Origin of the sequence: Streptomyces sp. NPDC047974, from assembly GCF_040653375.1 — a bacterium.
GTDB lineage: Bacteria > Actinomycetota > Actinomycetes > Streptomycetales > Streptomycetaceae > Streptomyces.
In genome coordinates this window covers 454934-479844 of the sequence record NZ_JBEZNU010000001.1, presented here as the reverse complement: position 1 = coordinate 479844, position 24911 = coordinate 454934, and the positions used below count along the sequence as shown (strand labels likewise).

General features: G+C 74.5%; 21 protein-coding genes. 14 read left to right on the top strand and 7 right to left on the bottom strand.

Features of this window, described 5'->3' with window-relative positions:
- Window position 1: 1 nt before the first annotated feature.
- The 4 genes from AB0E19_RS02100 to AB0E19_RS02085 are packed head-to-tail and all read left to right on the top strand — an operon-like array spanning window position 2 to window position 2433.
- The gene (locus AB0E19_RS02100; RefSeq protein WP_362171689.1) at window positions 2–241 is read left to right on the top strand and encodes a hypothetical protein; all 240 of its coding nucleotides are present in this window, start codon (window positions 2–4) and stop codon (window positions 239–241) included.
- Entirely contained in the window at window positions 222–1289 is a 1068-nt protein-coding gene (locus AB0E19_RS02095) for a ferredoxin--NADP reductase (protein ID WP_362171686.1), read from the top strand. The genes AB0E19_RS02100 and AB0E19_RS02095 overlap by 20 nt, the downstream gene beginning before the upstream one ends.
- A 38-nt stretch (window positions 1290–1327) precedes the next feature.
- The gene (locus tag AB0E19_RS02090) at window positions 1328–2104 is read left to right on the top strand and encodes an SDR family oxidoreductase (protein ID WP_362171683.1); all 777 of its coding nucleotides are present in this window, start codon (window positions 1328–1330) and stop codon (window positions 2102–2104) included.
- 26 nt (window positions 2105–2130) lie between these two features.
- A complete protein-coding gene (locus tag AB0E19_RS02085; RefSeq protein ID WP_362171680.1) occupies window positions 2131–2433 on the top strand; it encodes an SRPBCC family protein in 303 nt (100 codons plus the stop codon).
- 292 nt (window positions 2434–2725) lie between these two features.
- Here AB0E19_RS02085 and AB0E19_RS02080 read toward each other — a convergent pair whose 3' ends face one another.
- Window positions 2726–3613, bottom strand: a complete 888-nt coding sequence (locus AB0E19_RS02080) for an IclR family transcriptional regulator (protein WP_362171677.1) — start codon at window positions 3611–3613, stop codon at window positions 2726–2728.
- A 193-nt stretch (window positions 3614–3806) separates the two neighbouring features.
- Here AB0E19_RS02080 and hsaA (AB0E19_RS02075) point away from each other — a divergent pair, with 193 nt between their 5' ends.
- The 10 genes from hsaA (AB0E19_RS02075) (at window position 3807) to AB0E19_RS02030 (ending at window position 13663) form a co-directional block, all read left to right on the top strand.
- The gene (hsaA, locus tag AB0E19_RS02075) at window positions 3807–4976 is read left to right on the top strand and encodes a 3-hydroxy-9,10-secoandrosta-1,3,5(10)-triene-9,17-dione monooxygenase oxygenase subunit (protein ID WP_362171674.1); all 1170 of its coding nucleotides are present in this window, start codon (window positions 3807–3809) and stop codon (window positions 4974–4976) included.
- 130 nt (window positions 4977–5106) lie between these two features.
- Complete coding sequence (gene hsaA, locus AB0E19_RS02070; RefSeq protein ID WP_362171671.1) at window positions 5107–6273, top strand: 3-hydroxy-9,10-secoandrosta-1,3,5(10)-triene-9,17-dione monooxygenase oxygenase subunit; 1167 nt, start codon at window positions 5107–5109, stop codon at window positions 6271–6273.
- Between the two features lie 13 nt (window positions 6274–6286).
- Window positions 6287–7156: a 4,5:9,10-diseco-3-hydroxy-5,9,17-trioxoandrosta-1(10),2-diene-4-oate hydrolase gene (gene hsaD / locus AB0E19_RS02065; RefSeq protein WP_362171668.1), complete on the top strand. Its 870-nt coding sequence runs from the start codon at window positions 6287–6289 to the stop codon at window positions 7154–7156.
- A gap of 36 nt (window positions 7157–7192) precedes the next feature.
- On the top strand, window positions 7193–8086 hold the full coding sequence (locus AB0E19_RS02060) for a VOC family protein (protein WP_362171664.1): 894 nt from the start codon (window positions 7193–7195) through the stop codon (window positions 8084–8086).
- Window positions 8074–8556 (top strand): flavin reductase family protein, encoded by a 483-nt coding sequence (locus AB0E19_RS02055; protein WP_362171661.1) that lies wholly within the window; start codon window positions 8074–8076, stop codon window positions 8554–8556. Before AB0E19_RS02060 ends, AB0E19_RS02055 begins: the two co-directional genes overlap by 13 nt.
- Window positions 8556–9425: a MaoC/PaaZ C-terminal domain-containing protein gene (locus AB0E19_RS02050; protein ID WP_362171658.1), complete on the top strand. Its 870-nt coding sequence runs from the start codon at window positions 8556–8558 to the stop codon at window positions 9423–9425. Before AB0E19_RS02055 ends, AB0E19_RS02050 begins: the two co-directional genes overlap by 1 nt.
- A 23-nt stretch (window positions 9426–9448) precedes the next feature.
- Window positions 9449–11119: an FAD-dependent oxidoreductase gene (locus tag AB0E19_RS02045; RefSeq protein WP_362171655.1), complete on the top strand. Its 1671-nt coding sequence runs from the start codon at window positions 9449–9451 to the stop codon at window positions 11117–11119.
- Window positions 11116–11919 (top strand): glucose 1-dehydrogenase, encoded by an 804-nt coding sequence (locus tag AB0E19_RS02040; RefSeq protein WP_362171652.1) that lies wholly within the window; start codon window positions 11116–11118, stop codon window positions 11917–11919. The genes AB0E19_RS02045 and AB0E19_RS02040 overlap by 4 nt, the downstream gene beginning before the upstream one ends.
- Window positions 11919–12683 carry a glucose 1-dehydrogenase gene (locus tag AB0E19_RS02035; protein ID WP_362171649.1) on the top strand — a complete coding sequence of 255 codons (765 nt, stop codon included), beginning with the start codon at window positions 11919–11921 and terminating at the stop codon, window positions 12681–12683. The genes AB0E19_RS02040 and AB0E19_RS02035 overlap by 1 nt, the downstream gene beginning before the upstream one ends.
- Window positions 12680–13663, top strand: a complete 984-nt coding sequence (locus AB0E19_RS02030) for an alpha/beta hydrolase (protein ID WP_362171646.1) — start codon at window positions 12680–12682, stop codon at window positions 13661–13663. The genes AB0E19_RS02035 and AB0E19_RS02030 overlap by 4 nt, the downstream gene beginning before the upstream one ends.
- On the opposite strand, the gene AB0E19_RS02025 is transcribed toward AB0E19_RS02030, so the two are convergent.
- From AB0E19_RS02025 to AB0E19_RS02000, 6 genes are all read right to left on the bottom strand, one after another.
- A complete protein-coding gene (locus AB0E19_RS02025) occupies window positions 13650–15269 on the bottom strand; it encodes an NAD(P)/FAD-dependent oxidoreductase (protein WP_362171643.1) in 1620 nt (539 codons plus the stop codon). The genes AB0E19_RS02030 and AB0E19_RS02025 overlap by 14 nt on opposite strands.
- An 11-nt stretch (window positions 15270–15280) precedes the next feature.
- A complete protein-coding gene (locus AB0E19_RS02020) occupies window positions 15281–16828 on the bottom strand; it encodes a FadD3 family acyl-CoA ligase (RefSeq protein ID WP_362171640.1) in 1548 nt (515 codons plus the stop codon).
- 173 nt (window positions 16829–17001) lie between these two features.
- Window positions 17002–18450 (bottom strand): argininosuccinate synthase, encoded by a 1449-nt coding sequence (argG, locus tag AB0E19_RS02015; protein ID WP_362171637.1) that lies wholly within the window; start codon window positions 18448–18450, stop codon window positions 17002–17004.
- Between the two features lie 122 nt (window positions 18451–18572).
- Window positions 18573–21662, bottom strand: coding sequence for a glycoside hydrolase family 3 N-terminal domain-containing protein (locus AB0E19_RS02010; protein WP_362171634.1), 3090 nt, complete (start codon window positions 21660–21662; stop codon window positions 18573–18575).
- A 32-nt stretch (window positions 21663–21694) separates the two neighbouring features.
- Window positions 21695–23527 (bottom strand): ricin-type beta-trefoil lectin domain protein, encoded by a 1833-nt coding sequence (locus tag AB0E19_RS02005; protein ID WP_362172313.1) that lies wholly within the window; start codon window positions 23525–23527, stop codon window positions 21695–21697.
- Between the two features lie 345 nt (window positions 23528–23872).
- Window positions 23873–24799 (bottom strand): DUF5937 family protein, encoded by a 927-nt coding sequence (locus tag AB0E19_RS02000; RefSeq protein ID WP_362172310.1) that lies wholly within the window; start codon window positions 24797–24799, stop codon window positions 23873–23875.
- Window positions 24800–24911: the final 112 nt, after the last annotated feature.

Below are 24911 nucleotides of genomic sequence, written 5' to 3'. Positions count from 1 at the left end.
CATGCGACCGGTCCAGTGCCCGGCCTGCGGAAACCAGGTCCTCTGCGAGAAGTTCTCCCCCGCCCACACCTCCGTGCAGTGGACCGCCGACGCGGCCGTCGCCTGCGCCGAGTTCCGCGAGCGGGTCGGCCGGGGCGCGAGCAGCGCCCGGATACGGACCTGCCGGTCGCTGCGGGCCGGCATCGAGCGGGCGGTCGCCGACGGCACCCTGGAGGTCGGCGATGTCCGTGTCGACGTCTGAGCCGGCGGCGGCCCCCGCCGCCGGGAGCCGCACCCACCGGCTGCGGGTCGTCGAGGTCGTCACCGAGACGCCCGACGCCCGCAGCCTGGTCCTGCGGCCCGCCCCGGAGAGCGCGGCCCGCTTCGCCCACCGGCCGGGACAGTTCCTCACCCTGAGGCTGCCCGGACCGGACGGCGTCCCCGTCGCCCGCTGCTACTCGCTGGCGAGCTCGCCGCACACCGGCGAACCCCTGAAGGTCACCGTCAAGCGGGTCGTCGGCGGGTACGGCTCCAACTGGGTCTGCGACCACCTGGCCGCGGGCGACGAGGTGGAGGCGCTGCCCCCGGCCGGCACCTTCACCCCGGACTCCCTCGACGAGGACCTGCTGCTCGTCGCCGGCGGCAGCGGCATCACCCCGGTCCTCTCCATCGCCAAGTCCGTCCTCGCGGCGGGCCGCGGCCGGATCACGCTGCTGTACGCCAACCGCGACGAGCGCTCGGTCATCTTCCGCGACGAGCTGCGCGCCCTGACCGCGGCCCACCCCGGACGGCTCCTGGTCGTCCACTGGCTGGAGACGCTCCAGGGCCTGCCGGCCCCGGACCGGCTCGCCGCCGCGCTCGCGCCGTACGCCGGCCGCGAGGCCTTCGTCTGCGGCCCAGGCCCCCTGATGGACGCCGTCGAGCAGGCGCTGCGCACCCTCGGCGCACCGGGCGACCGCATCCACCGCGAACGCTTCTTCTCCCTCTCCGGGGACGTCTTCGGCGCGCCGGGCCCGGAGACGGCGGCCGAGGGCGAGGGCGCCGCCGTGACCGTGGAACTCGACGGCGAGACCCGTACGGTCCCCTGGCCGCCGGGCGCGCCGCTGCTCGACGCGCTCCTCGCCGCCGGGGTGGACGCCCCGTACTCCTGCCGCGAGGGCGCGTGCAGCGCCTGCACCTGCCGGGTCGTCACCGGCGAGGTGCGGATGGCCCGCAACGAGGTCCTGGACGACCGGGACGTCGCCGACGGCTACGTCCTCGCCTGCCAGGCCCTGCCGCTCACCGACCGGGTCGGGATCACCTACAGCTGACCGGCCCGGATCCCCGCCCCCTCCCGAGGAGCCTCCCCATGCCCCGTACGTACCTGGTCACCGGCGCCGCGTCCGGCATCGGCGCGGCCGCCACCGCCCTCCTCCGGGAGCAGGGCCACACGGTCCTCACCGCGGACCTGGAGGGCGGCGACATCACCGCCGACCTGTCCGCCCCCGCGGGCCGGGCCGCCCTCGCGGCCCGCGCCCGCGAGCTCACCGGCGGCCGGCTCGACGCCGTCGTCGCCTGCGCGGGCGTCGCCCGCTTCGAGCCGGTCACGATCCGTGTCAACCACTTCGGCGCCGTGGCCACCCTGGAGGGCCTGCGCCCGCTCCTCGCCGCCGGGACCCACCCGAGGGCCCTGGTCGTCGGCTCCATCGACTCCGTGCACCCCACCGACCCGGAGATCCTGGCGGCGGCCGACGCGGACGACGAGGCCGCCGCGGTGACCGCCGCCCAGGCCGCGGCCGACCGGGGCGAGGGACACCTCGTCTACTCCTCCTCCAAGGCGGCGGTCTCCCGCTGGGTCCGCCGCGCCGCCCCCGAGCCCGCCTGGGCCGGCGCGGGCATCCCGCTCAACGCCGTCGCCCCGGGCGTGGTCCTCACCCCGCTGACCCGGCCCCTGCTCGACGACCCCGTCACCCGGGCCCTCGTCGAGCGGGCCGTCCCCATGCCGCTGCACGGCCACTCCCGGCCCGAGCAGCTCGCCCCGCTGATCGCCTGGCTCACCTCGCCCGAGAACACCCTCGTCACCGGACAGGTCGTCTTCGCGGACGGCGGCGCCGACGCCGTCCTGCGCGGCGACCGCACCTGGTGACGCCGGACCCCGCCACGGAGGCCCCCATGCGCCCGCACACCCTCGAACGCTCCCTCGTCATCGCCGCGGACCCGGAGGCGGTGTGGGCGCTCCTCGGCGGCTTCGCCGGCCTCGCCGACTGGCACCCGCACCTCCCGCCCGCCGCCGTCGAGGACGGCGCCGACCCCGAAGTGCCCGGCGCCGTCCGGGTCTTCGCCGTGGACGGCGCGGTCGTGGCCCGCGAGCTGCTGCTCGCCCACGAACCCGCCGCGCGCCGCTACCGCTACACGCTCCTCGAACCGCTCGTGCTGCCCGTGGCCGAGTACGTCGCCACCCGAGGGCCTGTCTGACCCTTCCCGTCGGGTCCGGCCCGTCCGGCACGCACGCTCGCCGCACGGCAGAAACGCCCAAGTAGCTCCGCTACGAGGGCGCCCCTGCCGCACGCCGATCGCACGCACCGGACGATCCGGCCTGATCCGACGCGAAGGGTCAGACAGGCCCTCGCCGTCCATCCGCACCCCGACGGCGCCGAGGTCCGCTGGTCCGCCGCCTACCGGGCGACGGACGAGGTGGCGGACCGGGTCGAGGCCCGGTTCGGCGACGGCGTCTACGCCACCGGCCTGCGGGCCCTGGCGGAACGGCTCACATCCACTCGCTGAACCGCAGCCACGTCATCATGTTGTCCATCGACGGCTGCGGCACCCCGGGCGCCGCGGCCGCCGCCACCGGCTGCGCGCGCTGCTCGGCCAGCCGGCCGGGGCCGAACATCGACTGCCACACCGCGCGGGCGCAGCCGCGCACCACCGGCGCGATCCGCTCCATCTCCCGGTGGACGCCGTGACCGCAGACCGAGACCGCCGCGACGGCCCGTCCCGCGCCGCGCAGCGGGGCCGCGACGCAGAACACGCCCCGGAACCCCTCCTCCTGGTCGAAGGCGACCCCGCGCTCGCGGACCAGGGCCAGTTCGGCGCGGAAGGGGTCGGGGCGGGTGATCGTCCGCGGGGTGCGGGGCCGCAGCCCGCCGCGTATCACCTGCTCCACCACGGCGGCGTCGCTGAACGCCAGGATCGCCTTGCCGGACGCGGTGCAGTACGCGGGCTGCCGGCCGCCCGTCCGCGAGGGCACCGCGGAGTCGTCGGAGCCGCCGATGCGCTCCAGATAGACCACCTCGGGGCCGTCGAGGACCGTGAGGTGCACCAGATGGCCGGTCGCCTCGTGCAGGGCGTGCAGATGCGGCAGGGCGGCCCGGCGCAGCCGGTTGTGGTGCGAGGCCATCGCGCCGAGCTCCAGCATGCCCATGCCCAGCCGGTAGTCGCGGCCCTCCCGCTCCAGCCAGCGCAGCTGCACCAGCTGGTCCAGGATGCGGTGGGCGGAGGAGCGCCGGATCCCCGACCGCTGCACGACCTCGGTGAGCGTCAGACGCGGTCCGCCGCTCTGGAACGCGGCGAGCACCTTCGCCGCCTTCTCCAGCAGGGACAGCGGAGCGGCCGCGGCCTCGGCCGCGGTCAGCTCGGCGGCATGCGTCGTCATCGACACCTCCCACACGGACGGCGCGACGGGCGAGAGCCCAGCCGCGTCCGTAATCTCCGGTATTGCGTGGAGAGTGCCAGAGGGGGCCGGGATCCGGGAAGGGGGTGTTCCGTCTCGGAACGGTAACGCGTAGGTTGCCTCTGGTCACCCCGGAGGATGCCATGATCCGGGCCCGGATCCGAGAGGCACCCCCATGCGCGACCACGACGTCCTCACCGCCGTCCGCGCCCTCGCCCCCGCCCTGCGCGAGCGCGCCGCCGAGACCGAGGAGCTGCGCCGGGTGCCCGACGCCTCCCTGGCCGCACTGGAGGACACCGGCTTCCTCCGGCTGCTGCGCCCCCGGGCGCACGGCGGACTCGCCGCCGCCCCGGACGTCTTCCACGCCGCCGTCCACGAGCTCGCCCGGGCCTGCGGCTCCACCGGCTGGACCGCCGCCCTCCTCGGCGTCCACCCCTGGTACGTCGCCCAGCTCGACCCCCGCGCCCAGGACGACGTCTGGGGCGCGGACCCCGCCGCCCCGATCTGCTCCTCGCACGCCCCCACCGGCACCGTCACCCCGGTCGACGGCGGCCACCGGCTCTCCGGCCGCTGGCACCACGCCGCCGGCGCCGACCACGCCCGCTGGGCGCTGCTCGGCGGCCTCGTCGCCGACGCCGAAGGCCGCCCCCAGGACATGCGCACTTTCCTCGTCCCCCGCACCGACTACCGGGTGGACGACGTGTGGGACACCGTCGGGCTGCGCGGCACGGGCGCCAACGACATCGTCGTCGACGACGCGTTCGTCCCCGCCCACCGCTCCCTCGGCTACGGCCCCGTCACCGCGCTCCGCTGCCCCGGCCACGAGGTCAACCCCGAACCCGTCTACCGGCTGCCGTACGCCGCCCTCTTCACCACCACCATCTCCACCGTCATGGTCGGCATCGCCGAGGGCGCCTACGAGCACCACGTCGACACCGCCCGCGCCCAGCCCGCCCTCGGGCACGGCCGGCGCGCCGCCGAGGACCCCTTCGCCCAGGTCCGCATCGCCCGCGCCGCCGGGGAGATCGACGCCGCCCGCCTCCCACTCGCCCGCACCACCGCCGAGCTGTACGCGACGGTGCTGGCCGGCCGTGAACCCACCCGCGCGCTGCGCGCCCGCGCCCGCCGCGACCAGGCCCTCGCCACCGAACGCGCCCTCACCGCCGTCGACCTGCTCCGCGAGAACACCGGCGGCAGCCCCCTGCGCGGCGGCGACGACGTCCTCGACCGCGCCTGGCGCGACCTCCACACCGGGCGCGGCCAGGCCGCCAACGACGTCGAGCGGGCCCTGCTCCTCTTCGGCCGGGACGCCGTCGGCCTCGACGTCCACGACCCCATGCTCTGACCGCCGGCGCCGCGCGTCCCCGGCCTCCCCGACCGCCTTCCCGCTCAGTGGGAGCGACGCGTTCTCCCGGCCGTACGGCTCGCCGTACGGTCCTGGCATTCCCCCACCACGACCCGAAAGGGGATGCCCCATGGCCGACGACGTCCTGGCAGCCGTCCGTGACCTCGCCCCCGTGCTGCGCGAACGCGCCGCCGAGGCGGAGGAGTCGCGGCGCGTGCCCGACGCCTCCGTCAAGGAACTGGAGGACACCGGCTTCTTCCAGCTGCTGCAGCCGAAGGCCTTCGGCGGCGCCGCCGCCGACCCGGTCGTCTTCTACACGGCGGTCAAGGAGATCGCCAAGGCCTGCGGGTCGACCGGCTGGGTCGCCTCCGTGGTCGGCGTCCACCCCTGGCACGTCGCCCTCTTCGACCCCCGCGCCCAGCAGGAGGTCTGGGGCACCGACCCCAGGACCCGCATCGCCTCCTCGTACGCCCCCACCGGCAAGGCCGCCGCCGTCGACGGCGGGTTCCGGCTCTCCGGCCGCTGGCACTTCTCCTCCGGCTGCGACCACGCCCGCTGGGCCCTCCTCGGCTGCCTCGTCACCGACGCCGAGGGCAACCCCGTCGACATGCGCACCTTCCTCGTGCCCCGCGCCGAGTACCGCGTCGACGACGTCTGGGACACCGTCGGCCTGCGCGGCACCGGCAGCAACGACATCGTCGTCGACGACGTCTTCGTCCCCGGCCACCGGGCCCTCAGCTTCGGCCCCGTCACCGCCCTCGACGTGCCCGGCCACGCGCTCAACCCCGAGCCCGTCTACCGGCTGCCGTACGCCGGCGTCTTCACCACCACCATCGCCACCCCGATCGTCGGCATCGCCGAGGGCGCCTACGAGGCCTACACCGAGGCCACCCGGAAGCGGTTCCGCGTGTCCTACGGCCAGCAGGTCGCCGAGGACCCCTTCGCCCAGGTCCGCATCGCCCGCGCCGCCAGCGACATCGACGCCGCCTGGCTCCAGCTCCGCCGCAACATCGGCGCCATGTACGCCCTCGCCGAGCGCGGCGAGGAGATCCCCATGGAGCTGCGCACCCGCACCCGCCGCGACCAGGTGCTCGCCACCGAACGCTCGGTGGCCGCGGTCGACCTGCTCATGGAGAACGCCGGCGGCAACGCCATGCGCACCGGCGCCCACGCCGTCCAGCGCGCCTGGCGCGACGCCCACACCGGGCGCGGCCACGCCGCCAACGACCCCGAGCGCGCCCTCGTCATGTACGGGCAGTGCGCCCTCGGCATCGACATCCAAGACACCATGGCCTGAGAGGCAGCCGCAGATGACCGAGCTCACCCACGCCTCGACCTCCCGCACCGCCAAGGCCGCCGGCCTCACCCTCCACTACCACGAGGCCGGTCCCGCCGACCGGCCCGACGCCCCCGTCGTGATCATGCTGCACGGCGGCGGGCCCGGCGCCTCCGGCTGGAGCAACTTCGGCGGCAACCTCCCCTTCTTCGCCCGGGAGTTCCGCACCCTCCTCGTCGACCAGCCGTGCTTCGGCCGCTCGGACAAGCCCGAGCCCGACCGCGACTACTTCAGCTACAGCGCCCGCGCCGTCACCGCCCTCATGGACGAACTCGGCATCGAACGCGCCCACTTCGTCGGCAACTCGCTCGGCGGCGGCACCGCCGTCCGGATCGCCCTCGACCACCCGGACAAGGCCGGCAAGCTCCTCCTGATGGGTCCCGGCGGCGTCTCCGTCAACCTCTTCGCGCCCGACCCGACCGAGGGCATCAAGCGGCTCTTCGCGTTCAACGCCTCGCCCGAGCCCACCCGGGAGCAGCTGCGCGCCTTCCTCGGCGTCATGGCGTACGACCCCGCGATCGTCACCGACGAACTCGTCGAGGAACGCTGGGCCTCCGCCACCGACCCGGACACCCGGCTCGGCAGCGCCCGCATGGGGGCCTCGTTCGCGAACCCCGCCTGGGCCGAGGCCACCATGCTCTGGCGCGAGGCCCACCGGATCACCCAGCCGGTGCTCCTCACCTGGGGCCGCGAGGACCGCGTCAACCCCCTCGACGGGGCGCTCGTCGCCCTCAAGACCATCCCCGACGCGCGCCTGCACGTCTTCCCGCACTGCGGCCACTGGGCCCAGACCGAGCGGGCCGACGAGTTCAACCGCCTCGCCGTCGACTTCTTCTCCCACTGAGACCCACCGCGAACCTTCACCGAAGAGGTGCACACCATGGACATCCGCGCTCTCGGCTACCTGCGCCTGGAGACCACCCGCCTCGACGAGTGGCGCCGCTACACCCTCGACATCCTCGGCATGGTGGAAGCCCCCGGCTCCACCGACACCACCCTCCTGCTGCGCCTCGACGACCGCGCCCACCGCATCGCCGTCCAGGCCGGCGAGAGCGACCGGCTCCTCGCCGCCGGCTGGGAGGTGGCGAACGCCACCGCCCTCGCCGAGGCCGCCGCCGCACTGGAGGCGGCCGGCGTCGCCGTCAAGACCGCCGACGCCGCCGAACTCGCCGAACGCCGCGTCCAGGGCCTGCTCCACGTCACCGACCCCTGCGGCAACCCGCTGGAGCTCTACTGGGGCCAGGCCCAGGACCACACCCCGCTCGCCACCCCCTACGGCAACCGCTTCGTCACCGGCGACCTCGGCCTCGGCCACGTCGTCCTGCCCGCCCCCGACATCGAGGCCGCCCTCGGCTTCTACGAGGACCTCCTCGGCTTCCAGCTCCGCGACTCCATGAAGCTGCCCCCGCAGGCCGTGCCCACCGCCGCCGAGCAGCGCGACTTCCACTGGATGCACTTCCTCAGCCCCAACCGCCGCCACCACAGCCTCGGGCTCTACCCCGGCGCCCTGCCGCCCGGCATCGTCCACTTCATGGTCGAGCTGGAGACCCTCGACGACGTCGGCCTCGGCCTCGACCGCATGCACGCCGCCGGCATCCCCATCGCCTCCAGCCTCGGCCGGCACACCAACGACCGCATGGTCTCCTTCTACGCCCAGGCCCCCGGCGGCTTCCAGGTCGAGTACGGCTGGGACGGCCTGGTCGTCGACCCGGCCACCTGGGTCGCCAAGGAGATCACCGCCGACAGCATCTGGGGCCACCAGTGGAACGGCTGATCGACCCCGCGCGCTTCCGGGACGTCCTCGGCCGCTTCGCCAGCGGCATCACGGTGGTGGCCGCCCAGGACGAGGGCGAACCCGTCGGCTTCGCCTGCCAGTCCTTCGCCTCCCTCTCCCTCGACCCCCCGCTGGTGATGCTCGCCGTCGGGCGCTCCTCCACCAGCTGGCCGAGGATCCGGCGGGCCGGCCGCTTCTGCGTCAACGTCCTCGCCGAGGACCAGCGCACCACCTGCGCCGCCCTCGGACGCAGCGGCGCCGACAAGTTCGCCGGCGTGCCCTGGCGGGCCGGCGACCACGGCACCGTCCGGATCGACGGCGCGCTCGCCCACATCGAGTGCGAGCTGCACGAGGTGTACGAGGCGGGGGACCACCACCTCGTCACCGCCCACGTCGTCGCCCTCGACGCCGGCGAGGACGGCAGGCCGCTGCTCTACTACCGCAGCCGCTACGCCGTGGGCGCCTTCTGATGCCCCTCGACCCCGAGCGGGCGAAGGCCGCCCCGCCGGTGCGGACCGAGGCCTCCTGGGACTCCCACGCCGTGCGCCTCTACCACCTGGCGCTCGGCGCGGGCGTCCCCGAGACCGACCCGCGCGAACTGCGCTACGTGTACGAGGGCCACGAGGACGGCCCGCGGCCGCTGCCCACCTTCGGCGTCGTCGCCGGCGGCACCGGAGGCGTCGGCTTCCAGGTCTTCGACCACCCGGGGATCGACATCGACCTGGCCGCCGTCCTCCACGGCGGCCAGGAGATCACGGTCCACCGGCCGCTGCCCGCCGCCGCCCGTGCCACCGCCGTCACCCGCGTGACCGACGTGTACGACAAGGGGCGGGCCGCCGTCCTCGTCCAGGAGTCCACCCTCCTCGGCGAGGACGGCGCTCCCCTCCTCACCCAGCGCAACGAGATCTTCGTCCGCGGCGAGGGCGGCTTCGGCGGCGACCGCGGTCCCGCCCGCCGCCCGCCCGCCCCGGACCGGGCGCCCGACCTGGTCGTCGAGCTCCCCACCCTCCGCCAGCAGGCCCTGCTCTACCGGCTCACCGGCGACTGGAACCCGCTGCACGCCGACCCGGCGACCGCCCGGAGGGCCGGCTACGACCGGCCGGTCCTGCACGGACTGTGCACCTTCGGCATGGCCGTCAAGGCCGTCACCGACCGGCTGTACGACGGCGACGCCGCCGCGATCACCGGCTGCCGCACCCGCTTCGCCGGGGTCTTCTTCCCCGGCGAGACGCTCCGGCTGCGGATCTGGCACACCGACGACGGCCATCTGCTGACCGCCACCGCCGCGGACCGCGACGACGCGCCCGTCCTCACCGACGCCCTCGTCACCGGCCGCTGACCCACCCCTCGAAGGAGCAAGCGTTGGACACCACGTGGGACCACACCTACGACGTGGTGGTGGTCGGCTCCGGCTCCGCCGGCCTCGCCGCCGCCCTCACCGCCCGGCTGCGCGGACTGACCGCCCTCGTCGTCGAGAAGACCGACGCCTACGGCGGCTCGACCGCCCTGTCCGGCGGCGCCATCTGGGTGCCGAACAACTTCCACCTCGACGAGGCCGGGCTCGGCGACACCCCCGAGAAGGCCCGCGCCTACCTCGACGCCACCGTCGGCGACCGCGTCACCGGCGACCGCAAGGACGCCTACCTCGCCCACGGGCCGAGCATGGTCCGGGAGTTCCACGACCGGACCGACGTCCGCTTCGTGTACACCCCCGGCTACTCCGACTACTACCCGGAGCGCCTCGGCGGCTACCCGCAGGGCCGCTCCATCGAACCGCGGGTCTTCGACTTCGGCAGGCTCGCCCCCGAGCGCCGCGCCACCATGCGCCGCGCCGGCCTCCCCACGTACGGCCTCACCATCACGTCCAAGGACTTCCACGACCTCAACATGGTCGGCCGCACCTGGGCCGGCCGGCGGACGGCCGTCAAGGTCGGCGCCCGGGCCGCGAAGGCCCTGCTCACCCGACGGAAGCCGCTCTCCCTGGGCGAGGCCCTGATCGCCCGCATGCGGTACTCCCTGGACCGGCTCGGCGGCGACCTCTGGCTCTCCGCGCCGATGACCGCGCTGGTCGAGGAGGACGGCCGGGTCACCGGCATCCGGATCCGCAAGGACGGCCGCGACCTCGCCGTCCGGGCCACCGGCGGTGTGGTGCTGGCCTCCGGCGGCTTCTCCCACGACCAGGCCCTGCGCGAGAAGCACCTCCCCGGCCCGACCTCCACCCACTGGAGCGCCGCCGCCGAGGGCCAGACCGGCGACGCCCTCGAACCCGCCCTGGCGCTCGGCGCCGCCGTCGACCTCATGGACAAGGTGTGGGGCGCGCCCACCGTCGTCCCCCCCGACGCCAAGCCGTTCTTCCTCGTCGCCGACCGGGGCATCCCCGGCATGGTGATCGTCGACTCGGCGGGGGAGCGGTACGCCAACGAGGCCGCGCCCTACCACGAGTTCGTCGACGCCATGTACGCCCACCAGGCGCGCGGCGGAGCCACCGCCGTACCGTCCTGGCTGATCCTCGACGCCACCGCGAAGTCCCGCTACCTCTTCATGGGACTCTTCCCCGGCCAGGCCTTCCCCCGGCCGTGGCGGGAGAGCGGCTTCGTCAAGCAGGCCGCGACCGTCGAGGAACTCGCCGGGCTCATCGGCGCCGCCCCGGAGCGGCTGCGCGCCACCGTGGACCGCTTCAACGGCTTCGCCCGGGCGGGCAGGGACGAGGACTTCCACCGGGGCGACAGCGTCTACGACCGCTACTACGGCGACCCGACCCTGCCCAATCCCAACCTGGCGCCGCTGGAGAAGGGCCCGTTCCACGCGATCCCCGTGCACCCCGGCGACATCGGCACCAAGGGCGGCCTCCTCACCGACGCCACCGCCCGGGTGCTGCGCGAGGACGGCACCGCCATCCCCGGTCTGTACGCCTCCGGCAACGTCTCCTCCGCCGTCATGGGCGAGACCTACCCGGGGCCCGGCGCCACCATCGGCCCCGCCATGACCTTCAGCTGGCTCGCCGTCAACGCCATCGCGGAGGCCCGCGCGTGACCGCCCCCACCCCCGCCCCGCCCCCGGACGCGGTGCTGCGCGACCGCGCGGTGATCGTCACCGGCGGCGCCCGGGGACTCGGCGCGGCGGCCGCCCACGCGGCCGCCGCGGCCGGCGCCCGCGTCCTGCTCACCGACCTGCTGGAGGAGGAGGGGCGCGCGGTCGCCGGGCGGATCGGCGACCGCGCCCGCTTCCTCCGCCACGACGTCACCTCCGAGGACGACTGGCGGGCGGTCGTGGCGCACGCGACCGCCGCCTTCGGACGGGTCGACGGCCTGGTCAACAACGCGGGGATCTCCGGCGGCTCGCACCCCGTGACGGAGCAGACCGCGGCGGACTTCCGCCGGGTCGTCGACATCGACCTCACCGGAGTCTTCCTCGGCCTGCGGACCGTCGTCCCGGCGCTGCGCGGGAACGGCGGCGGCTCGATCGTCAACGTCTCCTCCGCCGCCGGCCTCATGGGCCTGGCCGGAACCGCCGGATACGGGGCGGCGAAGTGGGGCGTCCGCGGCCTCACCAAGATCGCCGCAGTGGAGCTCGCCGCCGACCGCGTCCGGGTCAACTCCGTCCACCCCGGCATGATCCGCACCCCGATGACCGCCCACCTCGGCATCCCCGACGGCGAGGGCGGCTACCCGGCCACCCCCATGGGACGGGTCGGCGCACCCGGGGAGATCGCCGACGCGGTCGTCTTCCTGCTCTCCGACGCCGCCGCCTACGTCACCGGGGCCGAACTGGCCGTCGACGGCGGCTGGACCGCGGGACCCGCCCCCAGGAACCCCCGACAGGAGGACCGCTGATGCCCGTCGACCTGACCGGCAAGGTCGCACTGATCACCGGCGCCGCGCGCGGCATGGGCGAGGCCGAGGCCCGCCTCTTCACCGCGCTCGGTGCCCGCGTCGTCCTCACCGACGTGCGCGAGGCCGAGGGCGAGGAGACCGCCGCCTCGCTCGGCCCCGCCGCCCGCTTCGTCCCCCACGACGTCACCGACGAGGCCTCCTGGAACACCGCCGTGGCCGCCGCCCTCGACGCCTACGGCCGCCTCGACGTCCTCGTCAACAACGCCGCGATCTACTCCACGTCCCCCATCGAGGACGAGGACCCGGCCCGCCTCGACGCCCTCCTCCGGGTCAACCTCGTCGGACCCTTCCTCGGCATCCGCGCCGCCGCTCCCGCGCTGCGCGCGAGCGGCGGCGGATCCATCGTCAACATCTCCTCGCAGGCCGGCCTCCAGGGCATCTGGGGCCACGGCGCCTACGGCGCCGCCAAGTGGGGGCTGCGCGGACTGACGAAGACCGCCGCCCTCGAACTCGGCCCGGACGCCATCCGCGTGAACTCCGTCCACCCCGGGGCCGTCGCCACCGCCATGACCGCCCACCTCGGCACCGACTCCCACCCCGCGGCGCCCCTCGGCCGGGTGGGACGGCCGGAGGAGGTCGCCCGGCTCGTCGCCTTCCTCGCCTCCGACGACTCCTCCTACCTCTCCGGGGCCGAACTCGCCGTGGACGGCGGCGCGTCCGCCGGCCGGATGCCCCTCCTGACCCCGAAGGAGACCGACGCGTGACCCTCCCCGACCCCGAGGTCCGGGCCCTCATCGACCTGGCCGCCGCGCAGTTCCCGCCGCTGGGCACCACCATGACCGACATCGCCGAGGTACGCGCCTACTTCGCCGCCCGCCCCCGGCCCGCGGGCCACCCGCTCCCCGTCGCCCGCGTCACCGACGCGGACGCCGACGGCGTGCCCGTCCGCGTCTACGAACCGGACGGCCGCCCGGACGCCCCCGTGATCCTCTTCTGCCACGGCGGCGGCTTCGTCCTCTGCGACCTCGACAGCCACGACGCCTTCTGCCGGGCCCTCGCCGGCGCCACCGGCGCCACCGTCGTCGCGGCCGACTACCGGCGCGCCCCCGAGCACCCCTTCCCCGCCGCCCCCGAGGACGCCTACACCGCCCTCCTGTGGACCGCCAGGACCCGCCCCGGGCGCAGGATCGCCGTCGCCGGGGACAGTGCCGGCGCCCATCTCGCCACGGTCACCGCCCTGCTCGCCCGTGACCGCGGCGGTCCCCGCCTCGCCTTCCAGGCGCTCTACTACCCGATGCTGGACCCCACCCGCTCGCGTCCCTCGCACCGGGAGAACGCCCAGGGGTACTTCCTCACCGCCGACCACCTGCGCTGGTACTGGGACGCCTACCTCCCCGATCCCGCCGACCGCGTCCACCCCCACGCCGCGCCGCTCGCCCACGCCGACCTCGCGGGCCTGCCGCCCGCGCACGTCGTCACCGCGGGCCTCGACCCGCTGCGCGACGAGGGGATCGCCTACGCCGAGGCGCTCGCCGCCGCCGGGGTGCCCGTGGAGACCCACCACTACCCGGGCATGTTCCACGGATTCCTCTCCATGGCGGGTGCCCTGCCCGAGGGCGCCGCGGCCCGGGAGACGGCGTTCGCGGTCCTGCGCGCCGCGCTCGACGCCTCCCGGGACCAGGGGGGCCGCGGGGCCCCGGAGGCCCGGGGAACCCGCGGCCCGGCGGGTCTCACGGACCGATGAGGTCGAACCCCTCGTAGCCGTTGGCCGCGACCCCGGCGATGATCTCCCCGTACACCCCGAAGCCGCCGATGAACGGCATGAACACCCGGGGTTTCCCGGGGATGTTGGCGCCCAGGTACCAGGAGTCCGCCGCCATGAACAGGGTGGCCGCCGCCCGGTCGCGGCACTCCGCCACCCACTTCTCGACGGCCTCGGCGCGGGCCTCGATCGCCCGGTGCCCGTGCGCGTCGAGGTGGCGCAGGCACTCCACCAGCCAGTCCACGTGCTGTTCGGCGCAGAGCACCACGTTGGCCATCACGGAAGGACTGCCGGCCCCGGTCAGACCGAAGAGGTTCGGGAAGCCGTCCACCCCGAGCCCCAGGTACGTCCGGGGCCCCGCGGCCCAGTCGTCCCGCAGCAGCCGCCCGCCGCGCCCCCGGATCTCGATCCGGTCCAGCGCCCCGGTCATCGCGTCGAAGCCGGTGGCGAACACCAGCGCGTCCAGCTCCACCAGGGTGCCGTCGGCGAGGACGACGCCGCGGCTCTCGATCCGTTCGATCGGGTTCTCGCGCAGGCCGACGAGCCGCACGTCGGGACGGTTGAAGGTCGTGTAGTAGTCGGAGTCGGTGACGATCCGCTTGGTGCCGATCGGATGGTCGGCGGGGATCAGCAGGTCGGCGACGGCCGGGTCCTCGACCATGCCCCGGACCTTCTCCTCCCAGAAGGCGCGCGCCGCGTCGTTGGCCGCCGGGTCGGTGAGCTGGTCGGGGAAGGTCTTGGAGTACAGCACCCCGCCCAGCCGCCACCGCTCCTCGTACGCCGCCCGCCGCTCCTCCTCGGACACCTCGAAGGTCCCCGCCGGGTGGGCCTGGTGCGGGGAGCCGCCGCCGCTCAGCCGCGAGAGCCGCCGCCGCTCGGCGTACCCGGCCTTCTGCGCGGCGCGCGTCGGCCCGTCCAGCGGGCGGTTGCCCGCCGGGACGCTGTAGTTGGCGCTGCGCTGGAAGACCGTCAGGTGCGCCGCCTGCTCGGCGACGAGCGGCACGGCCTGGATGCCGGAGGAGCCGGTGCCGATGACGCCGACCCGCAGGCCGGTGAAGTCGACGCCCTCGTGCGGCCACGCCCCGGTGTGGAGGGTCCGCCCGGCGAACAGCTCCGCCCCGGGGAGGGACGGGTGGTGGGTGGCCGAGAGGCAGCCGACGGCGAAGACGCAGAACCGGGCCGTCACCGTCTCGCCGCGGTCCGTGGTGACCGTCCACGTCAGCGTCGCCTCGTCGAGCGCCGCCGAGACGACCGAGGTGCCGAAGGCGTAGGAGCGGCGCAGGTCGAAGCGGTCGGCGACATGGCCGAGGTAGCGCATGATCTCCGGCTGGGTGGCGTACTTCTCGCTCCAGTCCCACTCCTGCTGGAGCTCCTCGTCGAAGGAGTACGAGTAGTCCACGGACTCCACGTCGCAGCGGGCGCCCGGGTAGCGGTTCCAGTACCAGACGCCGCCGACGTCGTCGCCGCGCTCGAAGCCGCGCACCCGGAGGCCGAGGCCGCGCAGCCGGTGCACGGCGTACAGGCCGGTGACGCCGGCTCCGACGACGACCGCGTCGACGTCGGTGGGGGTGGTGGTGCTGTGGTTCACGTGCGTGCTCCTCATCCGCCGGCGGGGTTCCCCGCCAGCCGTCGCAGGGCGCCCTTGTCGACCTTCCCCGCCGCGTTGTGGGGGAGGGCCGGGAGCGTGTGGAAGGCGCGCGGGGCCTTGAAGTTGGCCAGGCGCTCACGGGTGTACGAGGTCAGTTCGGCGGCGTCGATCCGGGCGCCGGCGGCGGGCACGCAGTACGCGACGCCGACCTCGCCGAGCCGTCCGTCGGGCGCGCCGACGACGGCCGCGTCGAGGACGGCCGGATGGCTCCGCAGGACCTGCTCGACCTCGGCCGGGTACACGTTGAACCCGCCGACCACGAACATGTCCTTCAGCCGGTCGGTGATCCGCAGGAAGCCGCGGGAGTCGAGCACGCCGACGTCGCCGGTGCGCAGCCAGCCGTCCGCGTCGACCGTCTCGGTGGTGGCCCCGGGGTCGTCGAGGTAGCCGCTCATCACGTGGAAGCCGCGGGTGAGGATCTCGCCGGGCTCGCCGGGCGGGGCGTCGACGCGCAGCTCGGTGCCCTCCAGGGCGGTTCCGGAGGTGTGGGCGAGGGTCTCGGGCGACTCGTGCGGCGGGCAGATCGCGACCACGCCGGTCGCCTCCGTCAGGCCGTAGGCGGTGGAGACGGACCGGGCGCCGAGGTGGTTCCTGATCTGCTCGATGAGCGCGGTCGGGATGTTGGCCGCGCCGGTGACCGCCATGCGCATCGCGCCGAGGTCGTACGCGGCGCGGTCGGGGTGGTGGAGGAGCGAGGTGAAGACGGTGGGCGCCCCGGTGAGGACGGAGATCCGCTCGTCCCGCATCCGGCGCAGGACCGTCGCCGCGTCGAAGACCGGCTCCGGGACGATCGTGGCCCCGTGCAGCAGACAGGCGAGGACGCCCGCCTTGTAGCCGAAGGTGTGGAAGAAGGGGTTGACCAGGAGGTAGCGGTCGCCGCGCCGCAGGGTGACCGTGCGGGCCCAGGCGTCGTACACCCGCAGGTTCTGTCCGTGGGTGGAGGGGACGCCCTTGGGCCGGCCGGTGGTCCCGGAGGTGAAGAGGACGTCGGCGGGGTCGTCGGGGAGGACGGCGGCCGAGCGGGCGAGGCGCTCGGCGGGGGTGACCTGTCCGGCGGCCGCGAGGAACTCCGGCCAGTCGTCGGAGTGCAGGGCCACCGTCCGCTCCAGGAGCGGGAGTTCCTCGCCGGAGCCGGCGAGCAGCGCGCGGTAGTCCGTGCCCAGGAAGTCGTGTTCGGTGAAGAGCAGCCGGGTGCGGGAGCGGCGCAGGATGTCCGCGGTCTCGGCCGCCCGGTAGCGGGTGTTGACGGGGACGAGGACGGCCCCGGCGGCCACCGCGCCGAGCGCGGCCACCACCCAGCGGGCGCTGTTCGGCGCCCAGACGGCGACCGCGTCCCCGGGGCGCACGCCCCGTGCGATCACCGCGCGCGCCGCCTCGTCGACGCGGTCGCGCAGTTCCCGGAAGGTCCAGCGGTCCCCGCCGAAGACGAGGGCCTCCTCGTCCCCGTACCTCTCCGCCGCCCAGTCCGCGAGCCTGGCCAGAGTCTCGGCGCCCCTCATGATCCGTCCCGTCCTCGTTGCGTGGATCCACGACGGAGGGGAGCCTCGCAGGCGGGGGCGGCCGGGCGCAGGAGCCGTTTCCCGCTGACCGGGAAGAGCGGTCCCGACGGGGACACGCGAAGGAGGGGCGGCCGGGGCCGCCCCTCCTCGGGTGGTGCTCGGAGTGCCGGGGACTAGTCGGTGCCGGACTCCATGGCGGCGCGGTCGAGCGCCGTCTCCTCGCTGTCGGGGGTCTCGCCGCGCGAGGCGATCACCTCGGCGCCGCCCTCGGGCATCGAGCCGATGAGGCCCGTGGCGGCGGCCTGCGCGGCGCCGATGGCGGGGCCGCCGGTGCCGATGAGGCCGATGCCGGCGTACTGCTCCAGCTTGGCGCGGGAGTCGGCGATGTCGAGGTTCCGCATGGTCAGCTGGCCGATCCGGTCCAGCGGGCCGAAGGCGGAGTCCTCGGTGCGCTCCATGGACAGCTTGTCCGGGTGGTAGCTGAAGGCGGGGCCGGTGGTGTCGAGGATCGAGTAGTCCTCGCCGCGCCGCAGCCGCAGGGTGACCTCGCCGGTGACGGCGGCGCCGACCCAGCGCTGGAGCGACTCGCGGATCATCAGGGCCTGCGGGTCCAGCCAGCGGCCCTCGTACATGAGGCGGCCGAGCCGGCGGCCCTCGTTGTGGTACTGGGCGAGGGTGTCCTCGTTGTGGATGGCGTTGACGAGCCGCTCGTAGGCGGCGTGCAGCAGCGCCATGCCGGGGGCCTCGTAGATGCCGCGGCTCTTGGCCTCGATGATCCGGTTCTCGATCTGGTCGGACATGCCCAGGCCGTGCCGGCCGCCGATGGCGTTGGCCTCCATGACCAGGTCGACGGCGGAGGCGAACTCCTTGCCGTTGATGCTGACCGGGCGGCCCTGCTCGAAGCCGATCGTGACGTCCTCGGGGGCGATCTCGACCGTCGGGTCCCAGAACCGCACGCCCATGATCGGGTCGACGGTCTCGACGCCGGTGTCCAGGTGCTCCAGGGTCTTCGCCTCGTGGGTGGCGCCCCAGATGTTGGCGTCGGTGGAGTACGCCTTCTCGGTGGAGTCCCGGTAGGGGAGGTCGTGGGCGACGAGCCACTCCGACATCTCCTTGCGGCCGCCGAGCTCGGTGACGAAGTCGGCGTCCAGCCACGGCTTGTAGATCCGCAGGTGCGGGTTGGCCAGCAGGCCGTAGCGGTAGAACCGCTCGATGTCGTTGCCCTTGAAGGTCGAGCCGTCGCCCCAGATCTGGACGTCGTCCTCCATCATCGCCCGCACCAGGAGGGTGCCGGTGACGGCGCGGCCCAGGGGGGTGGTGTTGAAGTAGGCGCGGCCGCCGGAGCGGATGTGGAAGGCGCCGCAGGTGAGGGCGGCGAGCCCCTCCTCGACCAGCGCGGCGCGGCAGTCGACCAGGCGGGCCACCTCGGCGCCGTAGGTCTTGGCGCGCCCGGGCACCGAGGCGATGTCGGGCTCGTCGTACTGGCCGATGTCGGCGGTGTACGTGCAGGGCACCGCGCCCTTGTCACGCATCCACGCGACCGCGACGGAGGTGTCGAGACCACCGGAGAAGGCGATGCCGACGCGCTCGCCGACGGGAAGGGAGGTGAGAACCTTGGACATGGCAATAGTATGCATCAATCCGCATGGCTATGCAATGCGAGGCTTCGGTGACGGTCCGGGAGCGGCCCGGGACGGGCCCGGTGGACCGGTCTCGCGTGAGGCCGGTCCACCGGGCCCCGCGCTCAGCCGGCCGCCCGGTAGGCCGCGGTCAGCTGCGCCACCGCGCCCGCCGGGTCACCGGAGAGCAGCCGGTGGTCGGCCTCGGCGAAGGGCTTCGCCACCGCCGCCGTGACCCGCTGCCCGATGCGATCCTGCACCAGCAGCCGGGCCCGGGCCACCAGACGCCGCGCCTCGGGTGAATCGCCCCGGCCGGCCGCCTGGAGCACCCGGGCCGTGAGCCCGAGCGCCTTCAGGGCGGTCTCGCCGCCCTTCGGTGCCGCCGTCAGGGTGGTGAGCCCCCAGCCGTACGGGAACTGCGGGTCGTAGGAGGAGTCGCCGACGTTGATCGGCAGCTGCGCCTCCGAGCGGGGCCAGGTCACGGGCAGCTGCCCGGTGAAGGGCTTCCGGCCGAAGAGCACGTCCGCGACGCCGTCGCCCTCGGTGCCCGGCAGCCAGGACGCCACCAGGGCCTCGATCCCCGGCAGCCGGTCGCCGATCAGCTGCGGCCGCCCGGAGACGACGAGCACCGCGCACGGCATCGCCGCGCACACCCGGTCGACCGCCGCCTTGTCGGCGGCGCTCAGCTCCAGGTCGTGGCCGTTGCCGACGTCCCCGACGCCCTCCGCGTACGGCGTCTCGCCGACCACCACGACCCCGGCGTCGTACCCCTCCACCGGCGCGGTGGCGTCCTGGGAGTACGTCAGCCCGGGCGCGGCCTTCCGCATCCCTTCGAGGATCGTCGTGCCGGTGGTCCGCTTCCCGGAGGAGCCCTGCCAGCTGATCGTCCAGCCGCCGGTCTGGTTGCCCAGGTCGTCGGCGTTGGAGCCGGCCACGTACACCTTCTGCTCCGGCTTCAGCGGCAGCACCCCGCCGTCGTTCTTCAGCAGCACCTGGGAGGCGGCCGCCGCCTCGCGGGCCATCGCCCGGTGCTCGGCCGAGCCGACCGAGGGGAGGTGGGTGGTGTCCGCGTACGGCTTCTCGAACAGCCCGAGCCGGAACTTCTGGGTGAGGATCCGGGCCACCGCGTCGTCGATCCGGGAGACCGGGATCCGGCCCGCCTCGACCTCGGCGACCAGGGTCCGGGTGAACTCCTGGTAGTTCGTCGGCACCATGATCATGTCGAGGCCCGCGTTGACCGAGGTCCGCACGTCACTGGGGTAGTCGCCGGGGATCTGGTCGATGGCCTGCCAGTCGCTGATGACGAAGCCCTCGAAGCCCATCCGGTCCTTCAGGACCCCGTTGATCAGCTCGGCGTTGGCGTGCATCTTCACCGGGCCGAGGTCGTCCCCGATGACGTCGACCGAGGAGTACGAGGGCATGACCGTGCCCGCGCCGCGCTTCACCGCCTCCGCGAACGGCGCCAGGTGCACCGCCTCCAGCTCCTCACGGGTGACCCGGGTGACGCCCTGGTCGATCGTGTACGAGCCCGTCGTCGACGACCCGAACCCGGTGCCGCCGTCGCCCACGAAGTGCTTGGCGCTGGTCAGCACCTTGTCGTTGCGGTCCAGGTCCCGCCCGTCGGCGGCGCCCTGCATCCCCTGGATCACCGTCTCCATCGCGGTCACCAGGGCCGGGTCCTCGCCGAAGGCCTCGTACGACCGTCCCCAGCGCTCGTCCCGGGTCACGCACAGGCACGGCGCGAAGTCCCACGGGACGCCGGTCGCCCGTACCTCCTTCGCGGTGACCGCGCCGGTCCGCGCGGCGAGCGCGGGGTCGCGGGAGGCGCCGAGGCCGATGTTGTGCGGCATGATCGTCGCCCCGGCGACGTTGTTGTGCCCGTGCACCGCGTCCACGCCGTAGACCAGCGGGATCTGGAGCCGGGTCGCCCGGGTGCGCAGCTGGTAGCCGTCGACCATCCGCGCCCACGCCTCGGGCGTGTTCGGGGTGGGCACCGAGCCGCCGCCGGAGAGCAGCGAACCGAGCGCGTACCCGGCGATGTCGCCCGGGGCCCGCAGCGCGTTCCGCTCGGCCTGGGTCATCTGCCCGGCCTTCTCGGCGAGCGTCATCCGGGACAGCAGGTCCGCGACCCGCCGCTCCACCGGGAGCCGCTTGTCGAGGTACGGAAGGCCGTGCGCGTCCACCACGACGACCGGGTCCTCGGCGGGCGCCTTGGCGCCCTCGACCGTGAGCTTCACCGGGATCGTCTCGGCGGCCTCGCCGGCGCGGTCCTTCAGCGTCTCCACGGTGATCGAGCGGGTGGTGCCGGAGGGCGTCCCGGCCGGCAGGACGAAGCTGCCGGCGACCGGCCGGTAGTCCTTCCCCGCCGCGGCCGGACCGGAGTCGTCCGTCGCGTACGTGACGGTGACCGGCTCGCCGGTGGGCACCGCGCCCGTCGTGTTCACGGTGACGTCGATCCGGGCGGTGGAGCCCTCCGCCACCGGGTGCACGGCCGCCCCCGTGACCACCTGGGTGGTCAGCGCCGGCTCGGCCTTCCCGTACAGCTCCACCCCGTCGAGCGCGAAGGAGCCCGGTGCGCCCGTCGGCAGCGTCAGCGCGTACCCCCACATCCGGTCGAGGCCGAGGATCTGGTCGATGCCGCCGACCGGCTGGTAGTCGGCGCGGTACCGGAACGAGGAGAAGGGGAGTTCGACGAGGTGCCAGCCCTCCCAGTCGTCGGTGAAGGAGGTCGTCCACAGCTCGGACGCCTCGCCGTTCGCACCGCCGTCCTTCAGCTCGAAGGCGATCCGCTTGCCCGAGCCGGGCGGCAGCGGCGCGGTGTTCTGCCCGTACCACCAGAAGCGGATGCCGCCGTGGGCGGTCCAGTCCTGGGCCGGCAGGTCGAAGGCGAAGTCATGGGTGAAGCCGCCCCAGCCGCTGATGTCGTAGCGGCCTTCGAGGACCTTGCTCCCCTCGGGGGCGTCGGCCCGCTCGGCGAGCGTGAGCGCCGGGTGGTCGTCGGTGTCGCTGCCCCAGGTGAAGATCCCCTCTGCGGGCGGGTTCGCGAAGGGCACCTCGCCCTCGAAGCGGTCGACGGTCCGGGGAGCCGGCTCGTCGGCGGTGGGTGCGGCGGCGCTGGGGACGGCCCCGACGAGCCCGGCGATCAGTGCGGTGACGGCGGTGGCGGCCAGGGTGCGGTGGCGGCGCGCTCTGCGCCGGTGGTGCCGGTGTGGCATGGGTTCTCCTGAGGACGGGGGAGGGGAGGCGGTCAGGACGGCTGGTGGGTCCACTTCTGGTTGGCGGCGCCGGTGCAGGACCAGATCTGCGCCCGCGTGCCGTCGGCCGAGGTGTTGCCCGTGACGTCCAGGCACTTGTCGGCGGCGGTGTTCACCACGTCGTGGGTGGTGGCGTCGTAGCGCCACCGCTGGGCCCCGGTCCCGTTGCACGTGTACAACTGCACCTTGGTCCCGTCGGCGGTGGCGCCCCCCGTGACGTCGAGGCACTTGCCGAGCGCGCGGACCGTGCCGTCCGCGGCGAGCGTCCACCGCTGGGCGGACGTGCCGTTGCAGGTGTACAGCTGGACGGCGGTGCCGTCGGCGCTCGACGCGCCGGCCACGTCCAGGCACTTGCCCGCGAGCCCGGTCAGCGGCCCGGCGGGCGCGCCCGCCCCCGGGGTCCCCGCCCAGGTGAAGGTGGCGGTGGTGCGGGCGGGCAGGGTGTACGTGAAGGACTGGCCGCCCCAGTCGACGCGGACGGACTGCGCGGAGCCGCCGCCGTTGTGCGCGATGAGCGCCTTGGAGCCGTCGGGGTTGCGCCAGGCGACGTTCTGCACGGTGGCGTTGTCGGTCGAGGCGATCCGGTACGCCCCCGGCTTCACGAACTTGGTGAGGTGACCGGTCGTGTAGTACTCGACCGTGTAGTCGACCTGCCCGGCCCGGGCGCCGCCCTCCTGCACGGTGACCAGACCGGTGCAGGTGCCGCAGCCACCGTTGTGCGGGCCCATGTCCTGGTTGAGCGCCAGGCTCCACTTGACCAGGCTGCTGCTCCAGTTGCGGGCGTACGAGACGATGTCCTTCAGGTCCTCGTTGTGCTGGTTCCCGATCCAGGTGCCGCCGGAGTGCTCGGTGCTGAACTGCCGCACGCTCGGGTACTGGTCGTGGACCTGGCTGCCGACGGCGGGGTCGCCGAAGTAGCCGTGCCAGGCGATGCCGCCGAAGAGCGGGTCGTTCCGGACGCCCGCGTCACCGAGGATCGCGGCGCCGAAGCCGGCGTAGTCGCCGTAGTTCCAGTCGTGGACCAGGACCTTGGTGGTGATCCCGGCGGCCCGGAAGGCCGGGTAGACGTGGTTCTTGGTGAACTCGACGAGCCCGGACGGGTTCCAGCTCATGCCCGGGTAGTTCATGGCGGTGGGGTTGCCGGCCTGGCAGCAGTTCGGCTCGTTCTGCACCGAGAGGTAGTCGACCTCGACGCCGGCCGCCTGGTAGCTCTGGATGTACTTGACCAGGTACTGGGCGTACGTGGGGTAGTGCTCCCACTTCAGCCAGCCCATCTGGTCCATCCGGCCGTTGTCCTTCATCCAGCCCGGCGCGCTCCACGGCACGCCCTTGACCCGCAGCGCCGGGTTCAGCTGCTCGGCCTGCGCGGTCAGCAGCCGGACGTTCGTGTCGTAGCCGTTGGCGCCGAAGTCGTTCAGGTCGCAGCAGGTGTCGTCGAGGGAGACGTTCCCCGGCCGGGAGAGGTCGGAGGCGCCGATGGGGTTGCGGACGAAGGAGAGCCCGATGCCGTCGGTGGGGGAGAAGAGCTTGCGCATCACCTCGTCGCGGGTGGCGGCGCTGATCGCCCCGCCGCGGAAGAGGTGGGCGGTGGTGTCGGTGATCGAGGCGCCACCGCCCTCGAACTGCTGGTAGGTGGTGGACTCGTCGACGGTGATGGTGTGGCTCGCGCCGCCGCCGGCCGGTCCGAAGGCGAGCGGGGCCTGCGGGGCGAGTCCCCGTGTGACCGTACGGCCTCCGGCGTCGGAGGTGGTGGTGAGCCAGACGTCCACCCGCTCGCCGGCGGCCTGCGCGGTGCCGGGCGCGGTGAGGACCAGGCCCGTCGCCACGAGGGCGCCGGTGAGGAGGGCGGCGAGGGACCGGGGACGTGCACCCCGTAGGAGCTTGAGTTGCACCTGACAACCCTTTCGTCGAGGCGGTGCCGCGCTGCCGTCCGGACCCGGCCCGCCCGAGTCCGCACGTGTCCCACAAGGCGGCAAGCCTTTTATCAAGCTGTGAACTTATGGAGGCGCCGAGCCCCCGTCAACCCCTCCCGCCTCCAAGTCCCGAAGCGGCAGCCCGCCCTGACGGCTCGGGCAACGGCCCACGGGGCCGGGCGCGTTCGGGAGGTTACGGTGGCCGGGTGACCCGATCCGCCTCCCGCCGGCGACGACCGCGGCCGGACCCGCACCGCCTCAGCCGGAGGCGGCTTCGAGGAGGATCTCGGCGGCGGCGGTGCGGGCGTAGAGGACGGAGCGGCCCGCGCGGTGCGCACTGACCAGGCCGGCGTGGCGCAGGGCGGTGAGGCACTGGGACACCCCGGCCGGTGAGAGTCCGGTGCGGCGGGCCAGCTCGGTGGTGGAGGCCGGAGACCCCAGTTCGGTCAGCAGCAGCGTCCGTGAGCGGCCGAGGACCGCGTCGAGCGCCCGGGCACCGGTCGCGTGCCGCGGCTCCCACAGCGCGCCGACGCCCCGGGCCGGATAGGCGATCTGCGGCGGGTCGGGCGGCCGCACCCGGGTGCGCAGACCGGGGCCGGTGAACGCGGAGGGGACGAGCAGCAGGCCCGCGCCCGCGGACCGACGGGGCATGCCGCGCTTCCGGCGGGTCAGGGTGAGCGCGTTGTCGTCCCAGCTCACCGAGGCGTGCAGGTCGTTGAAGAGCCGGCCGGCGCCGTGCTCGGCGAGGGTGCGGGCCCGGTGGAACACGTCGGCGTCCAGGACCGCCCTGATCCGCGCCCAGTACGGGGCGAGTGCCACGTCCCAGTACGTTTCGAGCTCCTGGGCGAGCCGGGGCAGCCGGGCGGCCGGATCCGCGCGCAGGCCCGCGAGCCGGGGGCCGAGCCGCCCCTGGTGGCGGGCGAGGTGGTCGAGGTCCTGGCGTACGCGCTCGACGGGCGTCGCCGAGATCGCGTCCCACTCGGCCGCCGCGGTGGGCGCGGGTCCCGCGGGGGCCGGGTTGAGGAAGTCGGGCACGTAGCCGGACGGGCCGATCAGCTCGGCCAGCCACCCCCGGTCCAGCCCGGCGGCCACCACCCGGGGACGCACCTGCTCGACCCAGGCGCGGTGGACCGGATGCGCCGTGTCGGACGCGAGCAGCCGGAAGCTGGGCGCGACCTCCCACATCGGCGAGACGGCGAACCGCACCTGCGCGAGGTCGTTCGCCGAGAACGCCAGCTCCGCCACACGGCCCCCCTGTGGATTCGGACATGCGTGAATCAATGGCCTGACAGGCTAC

Excerpts from the sequence above, each read along its gene's own strand:
- AB0E19_RS02010 (WP_362171634.1), bottom strand. The coding sequence starts at position 21,662 with ATGCCACACCGGCACCACCGGCGCAGAGCGCGCCGCCACCGCACCCTG.
- AB0E19_RS02035 (WP_362171649.1), top strand. The coding sequence starts at position 11,919 with ATGCCCGTCGACCTGACCGGCAAGGTCGCACTGATCACCGGCGCCGCG.
- AB0E19_RS02020 (WP_362171640.1), bottom strand. The coding sequence starts at position 16,828 with ATGAGGGGCGCCGAGACTCTGGCCAGGCTCGCGGACTGGGCGGCGGAG.
- AB0E19_RS02095 (WP_362171686.1), top strand. The coding sequence starts at position 222 with ATGTCCGTGTCGACGTCTGAGCCGGCGGCGGCCCCCGCCGCCGGGAGC.
- AB0E19_RS02060 (WP_362171664.1), top strand. The coding sequence starts at position 7,193 with ATGGACATCCGCGCTCTCGGCTACCTGCGCCTGGAGACCACCCGCCTC.
- argG (WP_362171637.1), bottom strand. The coding sequence starts at position 18,450 with ATGTCCAAGGTTCTCACCTCCCTTCCCGTCGGCGAGCGCGTCGGCATC.
- AB0E19_RS02085 (WP_362171680.1), top strand. The coding sequence starts at position 2,131 with ATGCGCCCGCACACCCTCGAACGCTCCCTCGTCATCGCCGCGGACCCG.
- AB0E19_RS02100 (WP_362171689.1), top strand. The coding sequence starts at position 2 with ATGCGACCGGTCCAGTGCCCGGCCTGCGGAAACCAGGTCCTCTGCGAG.
- hsaA (WP_362171674.1), top strand. The coding sequence starts at position 3,807 with ATGCGCGACCACGACGTCCTCACCGCCGTCCGCGCCCTCGCCCCCGCC.
- hsaA (WP_362171671.1), top strand. The coding sequence starts at position 5,107 with ATGGCCGACGACGTCCTGGCAGCCGTCCGTGACCTCGCCCCCGTGCTG.
- AB0E19_RS02000 (WP_362172310.1), bottom strand. The coding sequence starts at position 24,799 with ATGTGGGAGGTCGCGCCCAGCTTCCGGCTGCTCGCGTCCGACACGGCG.
- hsaD (WP_362171668.1), top strand. The coding sequence starts at position 6,287 with ATGACCGAGCTCACCCACGCCTCGACCTCCCGCACCGCCAAGGCCGCC.
- AB0E19_RS02080 (WP_362171677.1), bottom strand. The coding sequence starts at position 3,613 with ATGACGACGCATGCCGCCGAGCTGACCGCGGCCGAGGCCGCGGCCGCT.
- AB0E19_RS02050 (WP_362171658.1), top strand. The coding sequence starts at position 8,556 with ATGCCCCTCGACCCCGAGCGGGCGAAGGCCGCCCCGCCGGTGCGGACC.
- AB0E19_RS02090 (WP_362171683.1), top strand. The coding sequence starts at position 1,328 with ATGCCCCGTACGTACCTGGTCACCGGCGCCGCGTCCGGCATCGGCGCG.